Origin of the sequence: uncultured Campylobacter sp., from assembly GCF_938040115.1 — a bacterium.
Lineage (GTDB): Bacteria > Campylobacterota > Campylobacteria > Campylobacterales > Campylobacteraceae > Campylobacter_A.
In genome coordinates this window covers 1-14941 of the sequence record NZ_CALHXD010000192.1, presented here as the reverse complement: position 1 = coordinate 14941, position 14941 = coordinate 1, and the positions used below count along the sequence as shown (strand labels likewise).

Here is a 14941-nt window from a genome sequence, read left to right as displayed (position 1 = left end):
TAGGATACCTTCGCCGCGTTTAAACGTTATCTCTGTGCCGATATCGTCGTTCGCTAGTCTTACGCCGCTTGCTGTGACTGCGTTTTTAAGGTTGATTTTGTGACCTTTGCTGTCTTCTAGCACGGCTGTGTTAAATTTATCGGTAGAGCTTAGTCTAACGACGTATTTCGGGTCGTTTACGCCCGTAAATTTAATAACTTCAGCTTCTGATTTGGTGATTTGTGCTTTGTTTGCGCTCTCGCTTTTGTGCGCGTGGCAACCGCTAAGCATAGCAACTGCAGCAAAAGCCGCCAAAGATGAAACTAAAAACTTCTTCATTTTCGTCCTTTTTTGTGAAATGAGACTCGAATATTACTTCAAAATAGTTTATATAAAGTAAACTTAGCCAAGAAGGAGTCGTTGCTCAAGGCTAAATTTACTCGCGGGCTTACGCTTATTTAAAAAATAAGCCGGCGCAAATTTATCGCCACTCTTAAAAAACTCGCGAAACCGGCGAATTTTTGGCATTAATGGCAGCCGCAACTGCAGCAAGATTTCGCGCCGCCGTGAAGCTCGGTAATGTAAAATTTAACCGAATTTAGCCCCTCTTTTAACGCCCATTCGTAAGCGCTTGAGACGAAATCCCAGTTGATGTTTTCAAACAACTTCTCCAAATACACAGGGCGCGCATTTCTGTGATCTACGTAGTATGCGTGCTCCCAAACGTCCGCGACTAGAAGCGGCACAAGGCCGTCAGTTACAGGAGTTTGAGCGTTGCTAGTTTGTACGATTTGCAGTTTGTCTTCTTTTGGATTGTAAACTAGCCACGCCCAGCCGGAGCCAAAAAGCGTAGTCGCTGCCTTTAAAAACTCCTCTTTAAAATTTGGAATATCTTTTTCTAGGCGCGCCTTTAGCTCGTCGCTCATTTGGCTTTTTTTCGCGATGCAATCCCAGTAAAAGTCGTGGTTATAAACCTGAGCCGCGTTGTTAAACACGCCGCCGGAGCTTTTTACCAAGATATCAAAGAGGCTAGCACTCTCAAACTCCGTACCTTTTATCAAATTGTTTAGGTTATTGACATAGGTTTGGTGGTGTTTGCCGTGGTGGTAGCTACAGGTTTCCTCGCTAACGACGGCGTTTGCTTTCGGATCGAAAGGCAGTTTTCTAAGTTCAAACATAATTTTTCCTTTGTAATAAAATTTATCCGTATTATAGCAATAAAAAAGTAATTAATTTATTAACGTGCAAACAAACCCGCCGATGCTTCCGTTTTATCAAATTTTATTCGTTTCGCCGTGCGAAAAGGTCAAATTTGATAAAAACAGTGTGTATTTTCGTAACATTTAGTCTTTTTAGCGTTATATTTTACTTTGGCGTGCTCTCAAATTTGACGGTCAAATTTGAGATAGTGTTACATATTTACACATAAATTTGAAATTTATTGCAAAAAGTCGAAACATTTTCACGCAGCCGCTTTTTTATGAATTATAATTGCACCTAGCTGAATTAGCTAATCTTTTAAAAAGGATCACAGATGAAAATTAAGTTACTTTCCGCACTGCTTCTTTCTTGCGCGCTTGCTGGCAGCGCGTTTGCCGCAGGCAAAACATACACGATCAAATTCGCCCACGTCGTGGCCGCCTCTACGCCAAAAGGCAAGGCTGCGGACTTTTTTGCCAAACGCGTCGGCGAGCTTAGCGGCGGAGCGATCAAGGTCGAGGTATATCCTGCCGCATCGCTGATGGACGACGATAGGGTTTTTGCCGCGCTAAAGCTGGGTAACGTACAGATGGCCGCGCCTAGTTTTTCTAAATTTACGCCGATAGTACCGCAGTTTCAGCTATTTGACCTGCCGTTTATCTTTAGAGATAACGCCCATCTTTACGCTGTTCAAGACGGCGAAGTCGGACAAGCTCTAAAAGATATGATCGCTAAAAAAGGCTTCATCGCGCTTGATTTTTGGGACGCGGGATTTAAGCACTTTAGCTCAAGCAAAAAGCCTATCGTAGAGCCTGCGGACGCTAAGGGACAAAAATTCCGTATCCAAAGCTCAAAAGTGCTTGAAGAGCAGATCAAAGTAGTCGGCGGCAACCCGCAAGTATTGCCGTTTTCAGAGGTTTATCCGGCCCTTCAACAAGGCGTAGTCGATGCGACCGAAAACCCGCTTTCAAATTTCTATAACTCCAAATTTTACGAGGCGCAAAGCTCTTTAACGCTATCAGGCCACGGATATTTGGGATATTTAGTCGTTATGAGCGAGAAATTTTGGAAAGGCTTGCCTGATGATATGAAGGCTCACGTAACGCAAGCTCTAAAAGAGGCTACGGCTTACGAGCGCGAAGAGACGGCTAAAGAAGAAGAGCATATTTTAAGCGAGCTTAAAAAATTTGCCGGCGAAAGTAAAAAGCTTGAGATAATCGAGCTAAATGCCGATCAAAAGGGCAAATGGGCAGAGGCTATGAAGCCGATTTATCCGAACTTCTACAACGTGATCGGTCAAGATTTGATAGAAAAAACGATAAATACGAAGTAGGATTTTATGGGTAAATTTTTTGAGATTTTAGATGTCGGCATCGCCTCGGTAAACAAAACCGTAGCGGTGCTAGGCATCGCTGCAGGCACGCTGCTAGCATTCATTAACGTCGTTATGCGCTACTGCTTTAACACGGGCTGGTCGTGGGCCGGCGAGCTAACTAACTACCTTTTTATCTGGTCGGCATTTTTTGCCGCAGCATACGGCTTTAGAAAGGGCATACATATCTCGGTTACGATTTTGATCGAGAGATTTCCGCCCATCGTCGCAAAGGCCTATCTCATCTTTGCAAATATACTAACGACGGCATTTTTGATGTTTATCGTAGTTTATAGCGTGCAGTATCTGCAGGTGATGATCGAGCTTGATTTCATGAGCGTGGATCTAGGCGTGCCGCAGTGGATACCTATGCTGGTGCTTCCGATCGCTTTTTTAGGAGCTAGCTACCGCGCCGGAGAGAAAATTTTCCAGATCGCTATGACGCCGGCCGATAAGGTCATCGTAAATAACGAAGCCGAGATGATACACGACTCGGTCAAGAAAAGCTAAGGAGAGCCTATGACCATCGCATTTTTATTTATCTCGCTGTTTGGTCTCATGCTTATAGGCGTTCCCGTCGCCGTTTCGCTTGGAGCTAGTACGGTTTTAACAATGCTGCTTTTTACCGATCTTGACATCGCGGCGATGCCTCAGCTTATCTTTGACGGTATCAATAAATTTGCCCTTATGGCGATCCCGATGTTTATCTTAGCCGGAAATTTACTGAGCAAGGGCGGCTCTGCTAGACGCATTATAGATTTTGCTAAATCCATGGTCGGACATCTACCGGGCGGCCTGCCGATGAGCGCGATATTTGCGTGCGTTATATTTGCCGCGGTTTCTGGCAGCTCGCCCGCTACGGTCGTAGCGATAGGATCTATCATGTTTGTCGCTATCAAAGAAGCAGGCTATCCGAAAGAATACGCCGTGGGCGGCATCACGACCGCGGGCTCACTAGGCATCCTCATCCCGCCTTCCGTCGTTATGATCGTTTACGGCGTGACGGCCGAGGTCAGTATCGCGCAGCTATTTATGGCGGGCGTGGTGCCTGGACTGATGCTAGGCGGTATGATGATAGCGCAGACTTATATCGGAGCAAAAAGGCTTGGATTTAAAGCTACTACGCCCGAGCCTTGGAGCGAGCGAGTAAAAAAATTCGGCAAGGCGTTTTGGGCGCTGCTAATCGTAGTAGTCGTTATCGGCGGTATCTACGGCGGTATCTTCACACCAACAGAGGCTGCGGCGGCGAGCGCGATATATGCGCTGATTATTTCGCTATTTGTCTATAAAGATATCAAATTTAAAGACCTGTGGGACATCTGCCTGGAGTCTGCTATCACGACGGCGATGATATTTTTCATCATCGCAAACGCGGTCGTGTTCGCATACCTGCTAACTAGCGAAAACATCCCGCAAACGATAGCAGATAGCATCCTAGCCGCAAATATCGGCAAGATCGGCTTTTTAATCATCGTAAACATCCTGCTTTTCATCATGGGACAGTTTATGGAGCCTTCATCGGTCGTTATGATCATGGTGCCGCTACTGCTACCGATCGCAACCGCGCTAGGCGTGGATCCGGTGCACTTTGGTATCCTGCTAATCGTGAATATGGAAATCGGCATGATCACGCCGCCGGTCGGGTTAAATTTATTCGTCGCTAGCGGCCTAACGGGCATGAATCTAAAAGACGTCATCGTCGCGTGCTTGCCGTGGACTTTGACGCTATTTATCGGGCTTATTTTAGTGACGTATATCCCGGAGATTTCGCTTTGGTTGCCTAATCTTATGTACAAAAACTAACCGACTTTTAAATTTTGCGAGCAGGCTTAGCTAAAGCCTTGCTCGCCTTAAATTCCTGCCGCGCTAAATTTGCCTCAAAAGCCCAAATAAAGCCAAAGTGTCGTATAATTTTTGCAAATAAAAAAGGGGAGATTATGTATAGCGTCAAACTGCATATTTGCTTAAGCGAGGATTTAAAAAACAAGCTTGAAATTTTAGAAAAAATCCAGCCAAAACCGCGCTTTACACACGAATTTAGCACTATAAAAAGCCCAGCGGACGTCCCTGCGCCCATACCCGACGAAAATCAATATCTCATCATCGCAAGCGAGAGTTGCGGACTGGATTTATCCGAGCTAAAAAACCGTATCGGCGAAAACGGCTTTTTGGCGATTTACGCGAGAGATGCGGACAAGGTAACCGGCGAGCAAAAAGAGGCCGCCGACGAAATTTGGCTTGAAAGCGCGAATTTAGACGATTTTTACTTTGAAAAAGCGCTAAATTTGATCGCCGAGCGAAAAGAAGCATGGCTGCAAAAAACTTGGCTACAAACGCTGATAAACTCGTCTCCCGATATGATATGGTTTAAGGATATGGGCGGACTACATCTAGAGGTAAACGACGAGTTTTGCGAGGTCGTAAATAAGCCAAAAGAGCTCGTGCGGGGCAAAGATCACTACTATATCTGGGATATCCCAAAAGAGGTCTACGAGCAAACGGACTACGTCTGCGTCCAGACCGAGGACGACGTCGTAGCCGCGCGTAAGACCTGCCTTTTTGACGAGGAGGTTATGCGGGCCGACGGCAAACTAAGCAAGCTAAAAACGTATAAAACGCCGATATTTGACGGCGAGACGATCATCGGCACTGTCGGTATCGCTCGCGACGTAACGAAAGAGTACGAGTATCTGCAAAATATCGAACATCTAGCCCACTACGACCAGCTCACGGGACTAGCTAACCGCAACCAGCTAGACGCATTTTTAGGCAAGCTAAAAACCACGCATATGAGCATACTTTATATGGATCTGGATCGCTTCAAACAGGTAAACGACGAGCACGGACATCAGGCGGGTGACAAAGCCCTGGTCGCGATCGCGGAGCTGATAAAAGAGATTTTTAACGATGCTATGAACGTACGCATAGGCGGGGACGAGTTTATCTCGATATTTACCGACGGCGCGAATATGCAAAGCATAGCGCCTCGCGTGCAAATTTTGATCGACCGATTTTTTAAAATTTGTCAAGAAAATCCGCTATTTGGCGGACTATCCGTGAGCGCGGGTATCGCAGAAGGCCAGATCGGACACGGCTCGTTTGACCTGCTGCTTCAGCGCGCCGACGATGCTCTTTATAGGGCTAAACACGCGGGCCGCGGTACCTACTGCATAAATCCCTGGGAAGACTTTGAGCAAAAATAAATTTTGCTAGCGTTTGCCGGTCGGTAGCGATGCGGCACGAATTTACGGCGACTCGTCAGCATCTATGCGCCTTGACGGCCGACCGTAAATTTGATACCACTTCTTATCTTTTACTCTAAATTTTCCTCAAATTTTGCCGATATCGTTAAAAAGCCAAATTTTAAAAGGATTTTAGATGATAGGCGGCGTAAACGGATTTAACGCAAATGCAAATTTCGATTTTAGCGGCGCTCGTGGGCAAAATTTAAAAGCGCGCGAGGAAAAAGAAGTGGCGAATTTGATGTCAAATTTGACGGCACAGATTAATTACGATACGGTAAATCCAAGCGAATTAGACTACGACCAACTAAAAATTTGGGCGGATAAGGTTGGTCCTGAGAAGCTAACGGGTAAAAATTTAAGCATGTGGCTGGGCGTAAAAATGGGGTTTGAAAAGGTTGTGGATGATTGGCGTAAGGAGCTCGGACTAAAGCCTGACGAACCGGTATTTGCAAGGAGGATATTTTCTCTAAGCGGCTACACGAGAGACGATAAAATCAGCATCTGGGGTAAGATGAACGGGCTTGATCCGAGTACCGATAAAGAAAAAGCCGCCGAGCTAAAAAGCTTCGTAGATAGCACGCGAGCTCTGATCGCGCACGCGGGCGATCCATCCGATATATTTAGGCAGGACGTCTTTAGCGTGGATAAGTTTTTGAGTAAATTTAACGTGGATCTGGGCGGATTTGGCCTGGGGCTTGGCATGCGTAGCGGCAGCGGCCTGATAATGGACGCTAAGGCCTCAAAGCTGCTGGATTCAGATATGAGCGAGGAGGAGTTTAAAGATAAATGGCTCGAGTACGCGGCAAATAAAATCCTAGGCGAATACGCAAACGTCAAGATTTCGCTCGAAAACGGCACGCTAAATTTCGACCAAACGCCCGCAAAAGAGCGCATTACGCTTCTGGGACAAGATATAGAAGATCGCGTGAGCTACGCAGACGAAGCGAGCAAAAAAGAGTTTTTTAAATTTCTAAAAGACGTATTTAAAAACGGTGAAAGTATCGGCGAAGCGCTGCAAAAAATCGCGCTAAAAAAGAGCGACTTTGATAAAACGGCCAAAGAAGAAGTGCAAGCAGACGCCGCAAAAGAAAAGAAATTTAAACCTATCCACGCTACTAGTAAAAGCCAAACCTATATTTATAAGGATATAAAGCGTGAGTTTTTCGAGAAATTTATCAAGGCCGAACAAGAAAAAGGAACGGACGTAACCAAGCTTTTAGAAGCTCTAAATAAAATCCGAAAGCTAGATATAAATGTCTAAATTTGAAGGCAACAACCGCCAAAAATCATCAAAAGCAGGATGAATTTGTATATCGGCGCAAAGCCTGTTTAAATTTAACTGAGCCTACGCAAAAACAGCCGTCTCGTCTTACCTCAAGATTTAGTTCAAATTTGACTAAAACTCAAATTTAAACGCTCCAAATTCGGCCCGCCGGCAAATTTTGCCAGACTAGGACAAATTTGAGCGCAAATCACATCTCGTAGCTGTCCTCTTCGTCTTCGTCGCCGTATTCGTAGTCGTTCTCGTCGTAGTTGTAGCTGTATCTTTCGGATCTCTCGTCGTCAAATTCGGAGTATTCCTCCTCCAAATCTTCCTCTTCGTAGTCAAATTCTTCGCTCATTTTCTCTCCTTTAAAATTATTTTTTCACTTCTTCGACGTATAGGCTCTGGCTAGGGAAGGCAAATCCAAGCCCGTTGGCCTCTACGATATTCATTATTTTTAGCATCACGTCCTCTTTGACGGCCAAAAACTCGCCCCAAACTATCGTCTTTGAAAAGCAGTACACGAGGATATTTATCGAGCTATCGGCAAACTCGTCCACGACGACGAATAAATTTGACTTATAGCCGGCCAAATCGTCGATCGAGACGATACCGCGGTCGTATCGGCTAGCCTTTTTAGAGCCCATATCGTCGCCCTTTGCGATGTCTGGGTGGTCGATTAGCATCTGCTTGATCTCATCGACGCATTTTTTGATCTGCTCGGTCGTGGCGCTGTATTCTAATCCGATTAGCATCCTGATGCGTCGTCCCATCTTTCGCCTACTCCAGTTTCGGATCGGATCGCTAGCTAGCTTGGAGTTTGGCACGAAGATAAGGGCGTTGTCAAAGGTTCGCACGGTCGTTTTTCTAAGCCCGATCTCCACGACCGTTCCCTCGATGTCGCCGCACACGATCCAGTCGCCCTGAGAAAACGAGTTATCAAAGAGCAGCATGACGGAAGCAAAGAAATTCGCCAAAATATCCTTGGTCGCAAGAGCCACCGCAAGGCCGCCGATACCAAGAGAGGCGATGATGGCGCTGACGTTAAAGCCCAGCTTGCTAAGCACGATAAGTAGCGCGATAACGAAGATGATGAAATAGATGATCTTTAGGATCAAATTTATCACCTCTTTGCGCCCGCTTTTTTTGGTGAGTTCGTTGATGAGCACCATGCCGTAGCCGTTTAGTACGCTAAGTATGAGCCACGTGACGGCGATAACGAAAGTGATCGCTAGGAAATTTGCAAATTTTATCGGCATCGGAGCGGGATAATACGCGATCGAGACGCAAATATCTATTGCGTAAGCGATGAGGGTAAGTAGCATCGGACGCTTGATGATCTCTACGATGCGCCCTTTGGTCTGCCTGTCTGAGTCGTGCTTGACGAAAAATTTCATTAGCGCCCACAGTGTGAGCCTGCTAAGCAGCGTCGTAAACGATACGAAAAACAAAAATACGACGAATATGATCGCGGCCTTGCCGACGTTAAATTTGCTCGTAAACGAGGCCTTTTCGTTGATAAAATCTATCGCGGTTTTTAAATTTAGCTCGGAGATGATGTAGTTTGACGTGAGCAGCTCGGCGTTATCGCGCAGATAGTAGAGTATCTCTTCCAGCGTCTTTTTGTGTGCTTCTAGCGCGTCTAATTCGCCTTTATGTGCCAAGGCTACTTCTTCGCTTAGCGAGTCTTTAAAAGCCTTAAACTGTGCGTAAAACTCCGTCTGAAAGCTAAGCAGCGTCTTCTCGACGGCAAGTTTGACGTTTACGGCTTTGCCGCCCTCCTTAAAGATATTTTCCAAATTTAAAAGCGAGGAGTAAAACAGCTCGTCAAGCCGCATACGCTCGAGCTCGAGCATATTTTTGACGTATAAATTTTGATTGCTAGAGTTTTTTAGCTTTTTGGTTTTCGTCTCTAACTCTTGCATCTCTTGTTTGAAATTTTGTACCTGCTCCTCGTCGATTTCGATTTGCATGACGAGATAGGGGATCTGCTCGATCAGTTTTTCTTTTTTCTCTAAGACCGTTCTAAAAAGCACGTTTTTGTCGGCGGTTTCGTTGTTTTCGGCCGACTGAGCCTTGATAACGGCGATCTGCGCGTTTGCTTCGTTTATTTGATTTACGACACTTAGGATATCCGTGGCGTTTAGGTCGTCGATTTTGGTATTTGCTAGTAAATTTAAGCCAAAGCACAGTGCAAAAACGGCGGCTAAAATTTTTCTCATTTCTCGACTCCTAGCAGTTTAAAGCTCTTTGTTACGAAGTTGTAGTTGTAGATTTCGCCCGTTTCTATTATGTAGTGCCAGGCGTAAATTTTTAGCTCCTCGTCTTTAAATTTAGCCTTGACGTCGGGGTAGCTCAGTAAATTTTCAAACGAATTTACGAGGCTTAAGCGCTCGGTTAGCCACTCTCTTTTTGCGATATTGTCGCCGAAAAGCTTTTGCACGCGCTTTTTTACGGGCTCCAGCAAATCTAACCATCGCTTTACGTTTGGCGTTTTGCTAAATTTAGCCTCATCCATCCATAAAGCCGCGCAGCCGCCGCAGTTGCTGTGCCCGCAGATGATGACGTTTTGCACGTTTAGCGTTTGCAAGGCGTACTCGATCGCCGACGTCGTAGCCAAAAACTCCTCGCTTTTGCGGTACGGAGGCACGATATTTGCGATATTTCGCACGACGACGAGGTCGCCAGGAACCGTGTTTGTTATGAGGCTAGGCACGACGCGCGAGTCGATACAGCCGACAAAAAGAGTATGCGGCGTCTGTTTCTCGCCTAGGCTTTCAAAAAGCTCCTTGTGCTCTAAAAAATCTTCTTCCATAAATTTGACCGCGCCGTCTAAAATTTCTTGCATTATATTTTCCTGATAATTTTTTAAAATATTATATCAAAAACGTTTCAAACTTCGTCAAAAAATTTTAAATTGCATTTCGTGCGTCAAATTCAGCGATTTTTTATATTTTATTTACCTATTTTTGGCTAAATTTGCGTCAAAATTTAAAAAGGAGAGAACATGAGTTTATATGACAGAAATTATGCAAGCTCAAGCGAGCACGAGGTTGCGAGCGAATATTCGCAAAGCGCGCTTAGCACGTTTATCAAGCAAACCTATCAGCTTTTCGCGGCTTCGCTTTTAGCCGCCAGCGTCGGAGCCTATGTCGGGCTCTTTAGCTCGCTAGGAGCTACGGTAGCGGGCAACTACTGGCTATTTGTGATACTTGAGCTAGGACTTTTGGTCGGTTTAATGTTTGCTAAACGCAAAGCGGGCTTAAATTTGATCCTGCTTTTTGCCTTTACTTTCGTTAGCGGACTTACGCTTACGCCTATTTTGGGACGTACTTTTGCGATGCCCGGAGGCGCAGCGATAGTGGCTCAGGCCTTTACGCTTACGACGGTAGCATTTGGCGGACTTAGCGTATTTGCGATGAACACCAAACGCGACTTTACGACGTGGGGCAAGATGCTTTTCATCACGCTTATCGTTTTACTCGTGGCTGCGATCATAAATATATTTTTCCACAGCCCGGTTTTACAGCTTGCGATTGCTAGCGTGGGCGCGGTTTTATTTAGCGCGTACATCCTTTACGATACGCAAAATATCATCCGCGGCAACTACGAAACTCCGATCGAGGGCGCAGTTGATCTTTACCTTGATTTCTTAAATTTATTCGTTTCATTGCTTAGAATTTTAGGATTTTTTAATAGCGATGACTAACGAGGAGCGGCTCTACCGCGTAATAGACGCAAATTTAAACCGCTTAAAAGAAGGGCTTAGAGTCGTCGAGGACGTCAGACGTTACGGCTTTGACGACCTAGCCCTCGCTAAAAAAATCAAAAACCTCCGCCACAAAGCAAAAATCCCGCAAAAAGAATTCTTACAATTTCGCGACGCCGCAAACGACGTGCTAAAACCAAGCCTAAAAGATGAGCAAATTCGCCTAAATTTGGACGATTTGCAAACCGCCAACATCAAACGCGCGCAAGAAAGCGCAAGGGTTTTAGAGGAGTGTTTTAAGCTCATCGACGTTAAAATTTCCGAGATTTTTAAAACCGTGCGCTACGAACTTTATGAGATAGAAAAAGAAATTTAACCCAAATTCAAAACTTTTTTAGTATAATCGCGACTAATTTTGAAAATTTAAAAGGATTTTTATGGATTCGCTTTTTTTAGTATTGCAGTTTATTTTCGCGGTAGTTTTGACGATCGCCGTTTTGCTTCAGAAAAGCTCCTCTATCGGACTAGGCGCGTATAGCGGCAGTAACGAAAGCCTATTTGGCGCAAAAGGACCGGCCGGATTTTTGGCTAAATTTACTTTCGTTGTGGGCGTTTTATTTATCCTAAACACCCTAGCGCTAAGCTACGTTTACAACACGCAAAGCAGCAAATCTCTAATAGATAGCGTCGATACTTCATCGCTACCTGCAGCTCCAGAAGCAGTCGTTCCGCAAGCTCCTAGCGCTCCTACGGCTCCTGTAAGCGAGAAAAAATAAGGAGCGTCAATGAAAAAATTAGTTTCCGTGCTCGCATTTTTTGCAGCGGCGCAGCTTGCGCTCGCAGACGCGCATATCTTTAACTATCACAGATTTGACGACGACAGGCACCCTAGCACCAACATTTCTAGCAAAAATTTACGCGAACAGTTTGAGTATTTTAAAGAAAAAGGCTACGAGGTCATCCCACTTTCAAAGCTCGTCGACGCGATCAAAAACGGCGAGCCGGTGTCTGATAACTGGGTCGTTTTAACCGTAGACGACGGCTACAAGAGCTTTTATGAAAAAGGCTTGCCGATATTTTTAGAGTACGGATATCCGTTTGCGCTGATGATCTACGTCGAGGCCACCGCGCGAAAATACGGCGACTTTATGACCTTCGAGCAGATCAAAGAGATCGAAAAATACGGCGAAGTCGGCTATCACTCCTACGGTCACTTACACATGGTCGGTCTTAACGAGGAAAAATTAAAAAACGACTTTGAGGACGGCATAGGTAAATTCGAAAAAAATATGGGCTACAAACCGCGATATTTTGCATATCCTTTCGGCGAATATAACGATAGGGTGCGTGACGTCGCGATAGAGCACGGCATCGAAGTGATACTAAGCCAAAACTCGGGTGCAGTCGCGGCGAACAGCGATCTGCACGAACTAGATAGGATCCCTGCGATGAACGGCACACACCTGCCGTCCGCGCTTGCTAGTAAATTTCTAAAAGCCGAATGGATACTTCCGCAAGACTATCCGAAAGATAATAAGATTAGCGAACTTATCATCAAAACCGATGAGAACGCGACGCACGGCTACTTCTCAATGACGGGACAAAAAACAAAAAAAGTAAAGCTTGAAAACGGACAGATGACGCTTAAATTTAACAAGCCGATCGACCGCTATAAAGTGAGAATGAGCCTCAAAGTAAACGGAAAAACGACGACCAAAATTTTAGTAAAGGATATAAATGCTGAATGAAATTTACAAAAAACAAAAAGAGCATAGCGACAAATGCATCGAGGGCCTAAAACGCGACTTTACCACGCTTCGCACGGGCAAGGTAAATATAAGCATAGTCGATAATATTTACGTGGATTATTACGGTAGCCAGACCCCGCTAAACCAAGTCGCCACCGTGCTAACGAGCGATGCTAGCACTATAAGCATTACGCCGTGGGAAAAACCGATGCTAAAAACCATCACCGCAGCGATCTCTGCGGCAAATATCGGCGTAAATCCGAACAACGACGGCGAGAGCGTGAAGCTATTTTTCCCTCCGATGACGGTCGAGCAACGCCAAGAAAACGCCAAGCACGCCAAAGCATTTGGCGAAAAGGCGAAAGTTAGCATCAGAAACATCAGAAAAGACGCTAACGACGAGGTAAAAAAGCTAGAAAAAGATAAAACAATCACCGAGGACGAGAGCAAAAAAGGGCAAGACGAAGTCCAAAAGATCACCGACAGCTACACGTCAAAGATCGACTCGCTTGTAAAAGAAAAAGAGAACGAGCTTTTAAAAGTTTAAATTTATATGCGGCTCATTAAATTTGGCGAGCCGCAAAATTCTCCAGCTATTTTGCGCTTTTTAGTGTAAATTTTAACCGCTATGATCATTTTAAGTCAAATTTAGTCCGCCCTTACTACCGCTACAAAATACATTTATTGATTTTATCCAAATTTAAAATTCTAGCCGCTTTTGACTTGGTGTACTTTTATAATAACGCAAAATCGCAAGCCGCCAAAAGCTCAAAAAATAGTAGCTTAAGCGCGCTTAGGGTAGAATTCATTCAAATTTTACAAAGGAAAAACGATGGATTTAGCGAAAATTTACAAGGACGCGGGCGCGTATTTGCAGGGGCATTTTTTGCTTAGTAGCGGCAACCACTCGCAGTTTTACCTTCAAAGCGCCAAAGTGCTCGAAGATCCGCAGCTAGCGGGCAAGCTAGCAAGCGAGCTGGTCGCAGTCATCGAAAAATCTGGTATAGAGTTTGACAGCGTCTGTTCGCCCGCTCTAGGCGGCATTTTGGCGGGCTACGAGCTAGCTCGCGCGGCAAAAAAACGCTTTATCTTTACCGAGAGGGTCGAGCGCGTGATGAGCCTACGACGCGGCTTTGAGGTGAGAGAAGGCGAACGATTTATCGTTTGCGAGGACATCATCACTACGGGCGGCTCGGCGATGGAGGCCGCGCGCGTGATAGAAGGCCTAGGCGGCAAGGTCGTGGCGTTTGCCGCGCTTGCTAATCGCGGATTTTGCAAGGTTGCAAATTTAGCCGGCAGCATCGCAAAACCCGGCGCCAAACTGCCCGCCGACAAGCCGTTTTTCGCGCTGGGCAACTTCGAGTTTGAGATTTACGAGCCCGCAAACTGTCCGCTCTGCGCTGACGGAAGCAAGGCGATAAAGCCCGGCAGTAGAGGCAACTAAATTTTCAAATTTCGCGGTTATGTTTGATTTAGCCCCGCAAATTTAGATGTATTTTGCAAGCGTCAATGAATACAAACCGATCGCAAATCAAATTTGACTCGGTCATGCTGCATTCCGCGATATTTTGAGCGATAAATTTGACGATAAATGAAGCCCGTCGTTGCATTTTTTTGCAAGTCTCGATCGAGGCGGTATTAAATTTACGTTGCCGTTTTGTGCAATTGACGGCGACCGTCAAATTTGGGTTTGAGTAAATTTACGCCCGCAAAAGAGCGTCCTAAAATTTATTTTTTTAAAAGCGGCGCATAGTTTTGGCAATTTACGGCTTGACAACGATGCGGAGCGGGTGATAAATCAATCGCAAGCAGACCTAGCAAAAACATGCGAGACGAAAACTATCGATCATCGCGAACAGGCGCGCAACCAAAAACAGACGAACGAGGCGGAACCCATAAAGATTGCGCCACGCCTAAAAAATACATAATCAGGCGACAAACAAAGCTCCGTTTATGAGCCGAGCAAGATCGGCTGGATAAGACGGTGCAAGCGGCGGACGCGAGGAAATGAGCCGTAAATTTACCGCAACCTAAACGAGAACGCGTAAAAGCAGGTCGTAAATCGCCACGACAAAGTAGATGCGCATAAATTTGGGTGCTAGCGAGCAAATTTCGCACTCAAAAACTCAAAACACGCACCCAAAAATAAAAACAAAAGGAGTGAATTTGGCAAAACAAAAAGCGCAGCTAGCCACCATCGGCGCGCGAGTAAAGGCCTTTATCACCGATCTTTTTTTGATCGGCATGCCGATATACTACCTCACAACCTATGTTTTTTTAGGCGGCAAAGACGACTTTTTACACAACCAAACCGCGATATTCGGGGCAAATCTCGCAGTCGCTCTCATCTGCTGCGCCTTTTTTGCGATCAAAGCCCAGACGCCCGGCTACCGTTCGCAAAATATCTACCTCATCGACCTACGC

The 14941-nt window shown here is 45.5% G+C and carries 16 protein-coding genes and 1 pseudogene; 12 read left to right on the top strand and 5 right to left on the bottom strand.

The genetic code is table 11. The annotated features are described in order from the left end of the window. Both Q0314_RS06650 and sodB read right to left on the bottom strand, forming a co-directional pair. Positions 1–318, bottom strand: a 318-nt coding sequence (locus Q0314_RS06650) for a hypothetical protein (protein ID WP_298057691.1), incomplete at its 3' end; no start/stop codon positions are given. A gap of 188 nt (positions 319–506) precedes the next feature. Next, positions 507–1157, bottom strand: a complete 651-nt coding sequence (gene sodB / locus Q0314_RS06645) for a superoxide dismutase [Fe] (RefSeq protein WP_298057689.1) — start codon at positions 1155–1157, stop codon at positions 507–509. Between the two features lie 356 nt (positions 1158–1513). Between sodB and Q0314_RS06640 the strand changes: the two genes are divergently transcribed. From Q0314_RS06640 to Q0314_RS06620, 5 genes are all read left to right on the top strand, one after another. Beyond that, positions 1514–2512, top strand: coding sequence for a DctP family TRAP transporter solute-binding subunit (locus Q0314_RS06640; RefSeq protein WP_298057688.1), 999 nt, complete (start codon positions 1514–1516; stop codon positions 2510–2512). A gap of 6 nt (positions 2513–2518) precedes the next feature. Next, complete coding sequence (locus Q0314_RS06635) at positions 2519–3061, top strand: TRAP transporter small permease (protein WP_298057686.1); 543 nt, start codon at positions 2519–2521, stop codon at positions 3059–3061. A gap of 9 nt (positions 3062–3070) precedes the next feature. Continuing rightward, positions 3071–4354 carry a TRAP transporter large permease subunit gene (locus Q0314_RS06630; protein WP_298057685.1) on the top strand — a complete coding sequence of 428 codons (1284 nt, stop codon included), beginning with the start codon at positions 3071–3073 and terminating at the stop codon, positions 4352–4354. Between the two features lie 134 nt (positions 4355–4488). Beyond that, the gene (locus Q0314_RS06625) at positions 4489–5754 is read left to right on the top strand and encodes a sensor domain-containing diguanylate cyclase (protein WP_298057683.1); all 1266 of its coding nucleotides are present in this window, start codon (positions 4489–4491) and stop codon (positions 5752–5754) included. Between the two features lie 175 nt (positions 5755–5929). Then, positions 5930–7057, top strand: a complete 1128-nt coding sequence (locus Q0314_RS06620) for a hypothetical protein (protein WP_298057681.1) — start codon at positions 5930–5932, stop codon at positions 7055–7057. A 211-nt stretch (positions 7058–7268) separates the two neighbouring features. Here Q0314_RS06620 and Q0314_RS06615 read toward each other — a convergent pair whose 3' ends face one another. The 3 genes from Q0314_RS06615 to Q0314_RS06605 are packed head-to-tail and all read right to left on the bottom strand — an operon-like array spanning position 7269 to position 9908. After that, positions 7269–7418 (bottom strand): hypothetical protein, encoded by a 150-nt coding sequence (locus Q0314_RS06615; protein ID WP_009494881.1) that lies wholly within the window; start codon positions 7416–7418, stop codon positions 7269–7271. Positions 7419–7434: 16 nt separating this feature from the next. Continuing rightward, on the bottom strand, positions 7435–9282 hold the full coding sequence (locus Q0314_RS06610) for a mechanosensitive ion channel domain-containing protein (RefSeq protein ID WP_298057679.1): 1848 nt from the start codon (positions 9280–9282) through the stop codon (positions 7435–7437). Then, complete coding sequence (locus tag Q0314_RS06605) at positions 9279–9908, bottom strand: carbonic anhydrase (RefSeq protein WP_298057676.1); 630 nt, start codon at positions 9906–9908, stop codon at positions 9279–9281. The genes Q0314_RS06610 and Q0314_RS06605 overlap by 4 nt, the downstream gene beginning before the upstream one ends. A gap of 159 nt (positions 9909–10067) precedes the next feature. On the opposite strand from Q0314_RS06605, the gene Q0314_RS06600 reads away from it, so the two are divergent. The 7 genes and pseudogenes from Q0314_RS06600 to Q0314_RS06570 all read left to right on the top strand — a co-directional run. Then, a complete protein-coding gene (locus tag Q0314_RS06600) occupies positions 10068–10769 on the top strand; it encodes a Bax inhibitor-1/YccA family protein (protein ID WP_298057674.1) in 702 nt (233 codons plus the stop codon). After that, positions 10762–11145: a thiamine-phosphate pyrophosphorylase gene (locus tag Q0314_RS06595; RefSeq protein WP_298057673.1), complete on the top strand. Its 384-nt coding sequence runs from the start codon at positions 10762–10764 to the stop codon at positions 11143–11145. The genes Q0314_RS06600 and Q0314_RS06595 overlap by 8 nt, the downstream gene beginning before the upstream one ends. 61 nt (positions 11146–11206) lie before the next feature. After that, positions 11207–11545, top strand: coding sequence for a preprotein translocase subunit SecG (secG, locus tag Q0314_RS06590; protein ID WP_298057671.1), 339 nt, complete (start codon positions 11207–11209; stop codon positions 11543–11545). A gap of 9 nt (positions 11546–11554) precedes the next feature. Beyond that, positions 11555–12517, top strand: coding sequence for a polysaccharide deacetylase family protein (locus Q0314_RS06585; protein WP_298057669.1), 963 nt, complete (start codon positions 11555–11557; stop codon positions 12515–12517). Continuing rightward, on the top strand, positions 12507–13064 hold the full coding sequence (frr, locus tag Q0314_RS06580) for a ribosome recycling factor (protein WP_002947023.1): 558 nt from the start codon (positions 12507–12509) through the stop codon (positions 13062–13064). Before Q0314_RS06585 ends, frr begins: the two co-directional genes overlap by 11 nt. Before the next feature lie 285 nt (positions 13065–13349). Then, complete coding sequence (pyrE, locus tag Q0314_RS06575) at positions 13350–13961, top strand: orotate phosphoribosyltransferase (protein ID WP_298057666.1); 612 nt, start codon at positions 13350–13352, stop codon at positions 13959–13961. A gap of 722 nt (positions 13962–14683) precedes the next feature. Then, positions 14684–14941: pseudogene (locus tag Q0314_RS06570) on the top strand (RDD family protein); the annotation flags it as partial.

What these genes read in the sequence shown, in the direction of transcription:
- Q0314_RS06630 (WP_298057685.1), top strand. Translation starts at nt 3,071, where the DNA reads ATGACCATCGCATTTTTATTTATCTCGCTGTTTGGTCTCATGCTTATA.
- Q0314_RS06585 (WP_298057669.1), top strand. Translation starts at nt 11,555, where the DNA reads ATGAAAAAATTAGTTTCCGTGCTCGCATTTTTTGCAGCGGCGCAGCTT.
- Q0314_RS06595 (WP_298057673.1), top strand. Translation starts at nt 10,762, where the DNA reads ATGACTAACGAGGAGCGGCTCTACCGCGTAATAGACGCAAATTTAAAC.
- Q0314_RS06620 (WP_298057681.1), top strand. Translation starts at nt 5,930, where the DNA reads ATGATAGGCGGCGTAAACGGATTTAACGCAAATGCAAATTTCGATTTT.
- pyrE (WP_298057666.1), top strand. Translation starts at nt 13,350, where the DNA reads ATGGATTTAGCGAAAATTTACAAGGACGCGGGCGCGTATTTGCAGGGG.
- frr (WP_002947023.1), top strand. Translation starts at nt 12,507, where the DNA reads ATGCTGAATGAAATTTACAAAAAACAAAAAGAGCATAGCGACAAATGC.
- Q0314_RS06605 (WP_298057676.1), bottom strand. Translation starts at nt 9,908, where the DNA reads ATGCAAGAAATTTTAGACGGCGCGGTCAAATTTATGGAAGAAGATTTT.
- Q0314_RS06615 (WP_009494881.1), bottom strand. Translation starts at nt 7,418, where the DNA reads ATGAGCGAAGAATTTGACTACGAAGAGGAAGATTTGGAGGAGGAATAC.
- secG (WP_298057671.1), top strand. Translation starts at nt 11,207, where the DNA reads ATGGATTCGCTTTTTTTAGTATTGCAGTTTATTTTCGCGGTAGTTTTG.
- Q0314_RS06635 (WP_298057686.1), top strand. Translation starts at nt 2,519, where the DNA reads ATGGGTAAATTTTTTGAGATTTTAGATGTCGGCATCGCCTCGGTAAAC.
- sodB (WP_298057689.1), bottom strand. Translation starts at nt 1,157, where the DNA reads ATGTTTGAACTTAGAAAACTGCCTTTCGATCCGAAAGCAAACGCCGTC.
- Q0314_RS06610 (WP_298057679.1), bottom strand. Translation starts at nt 9,282, where the DNA reads ATGAGAAAAATTTTAGCCGCCGTTTTTGCACTGTGCTTTGGCTTAAAT.
- Q0314_RS06625 (WP_298057683.1), top strand. Translation starts at nt 4,489, where the DNA reads ATGTATAGCGTCAAACTGCATATTTGCTTAAGCGAGGATTTAAAAAAC.
- Q0314_RS06640 (WP_298057688.1), top strand. Translation starts at nt 1,514, where the DNA reads ATGAAAATTAAGTTACTTTCCGCACTGCTTCTTTCTTGCGCGCTTGCT.
- Q0314_RS06600 (WP_298057674.1), top strand. Translation starts at nt 10,068, where the DNA reads ATGAGTTTATATGACAGAAATTATGCAAGCTCAAGCGAGCACGAGGTT.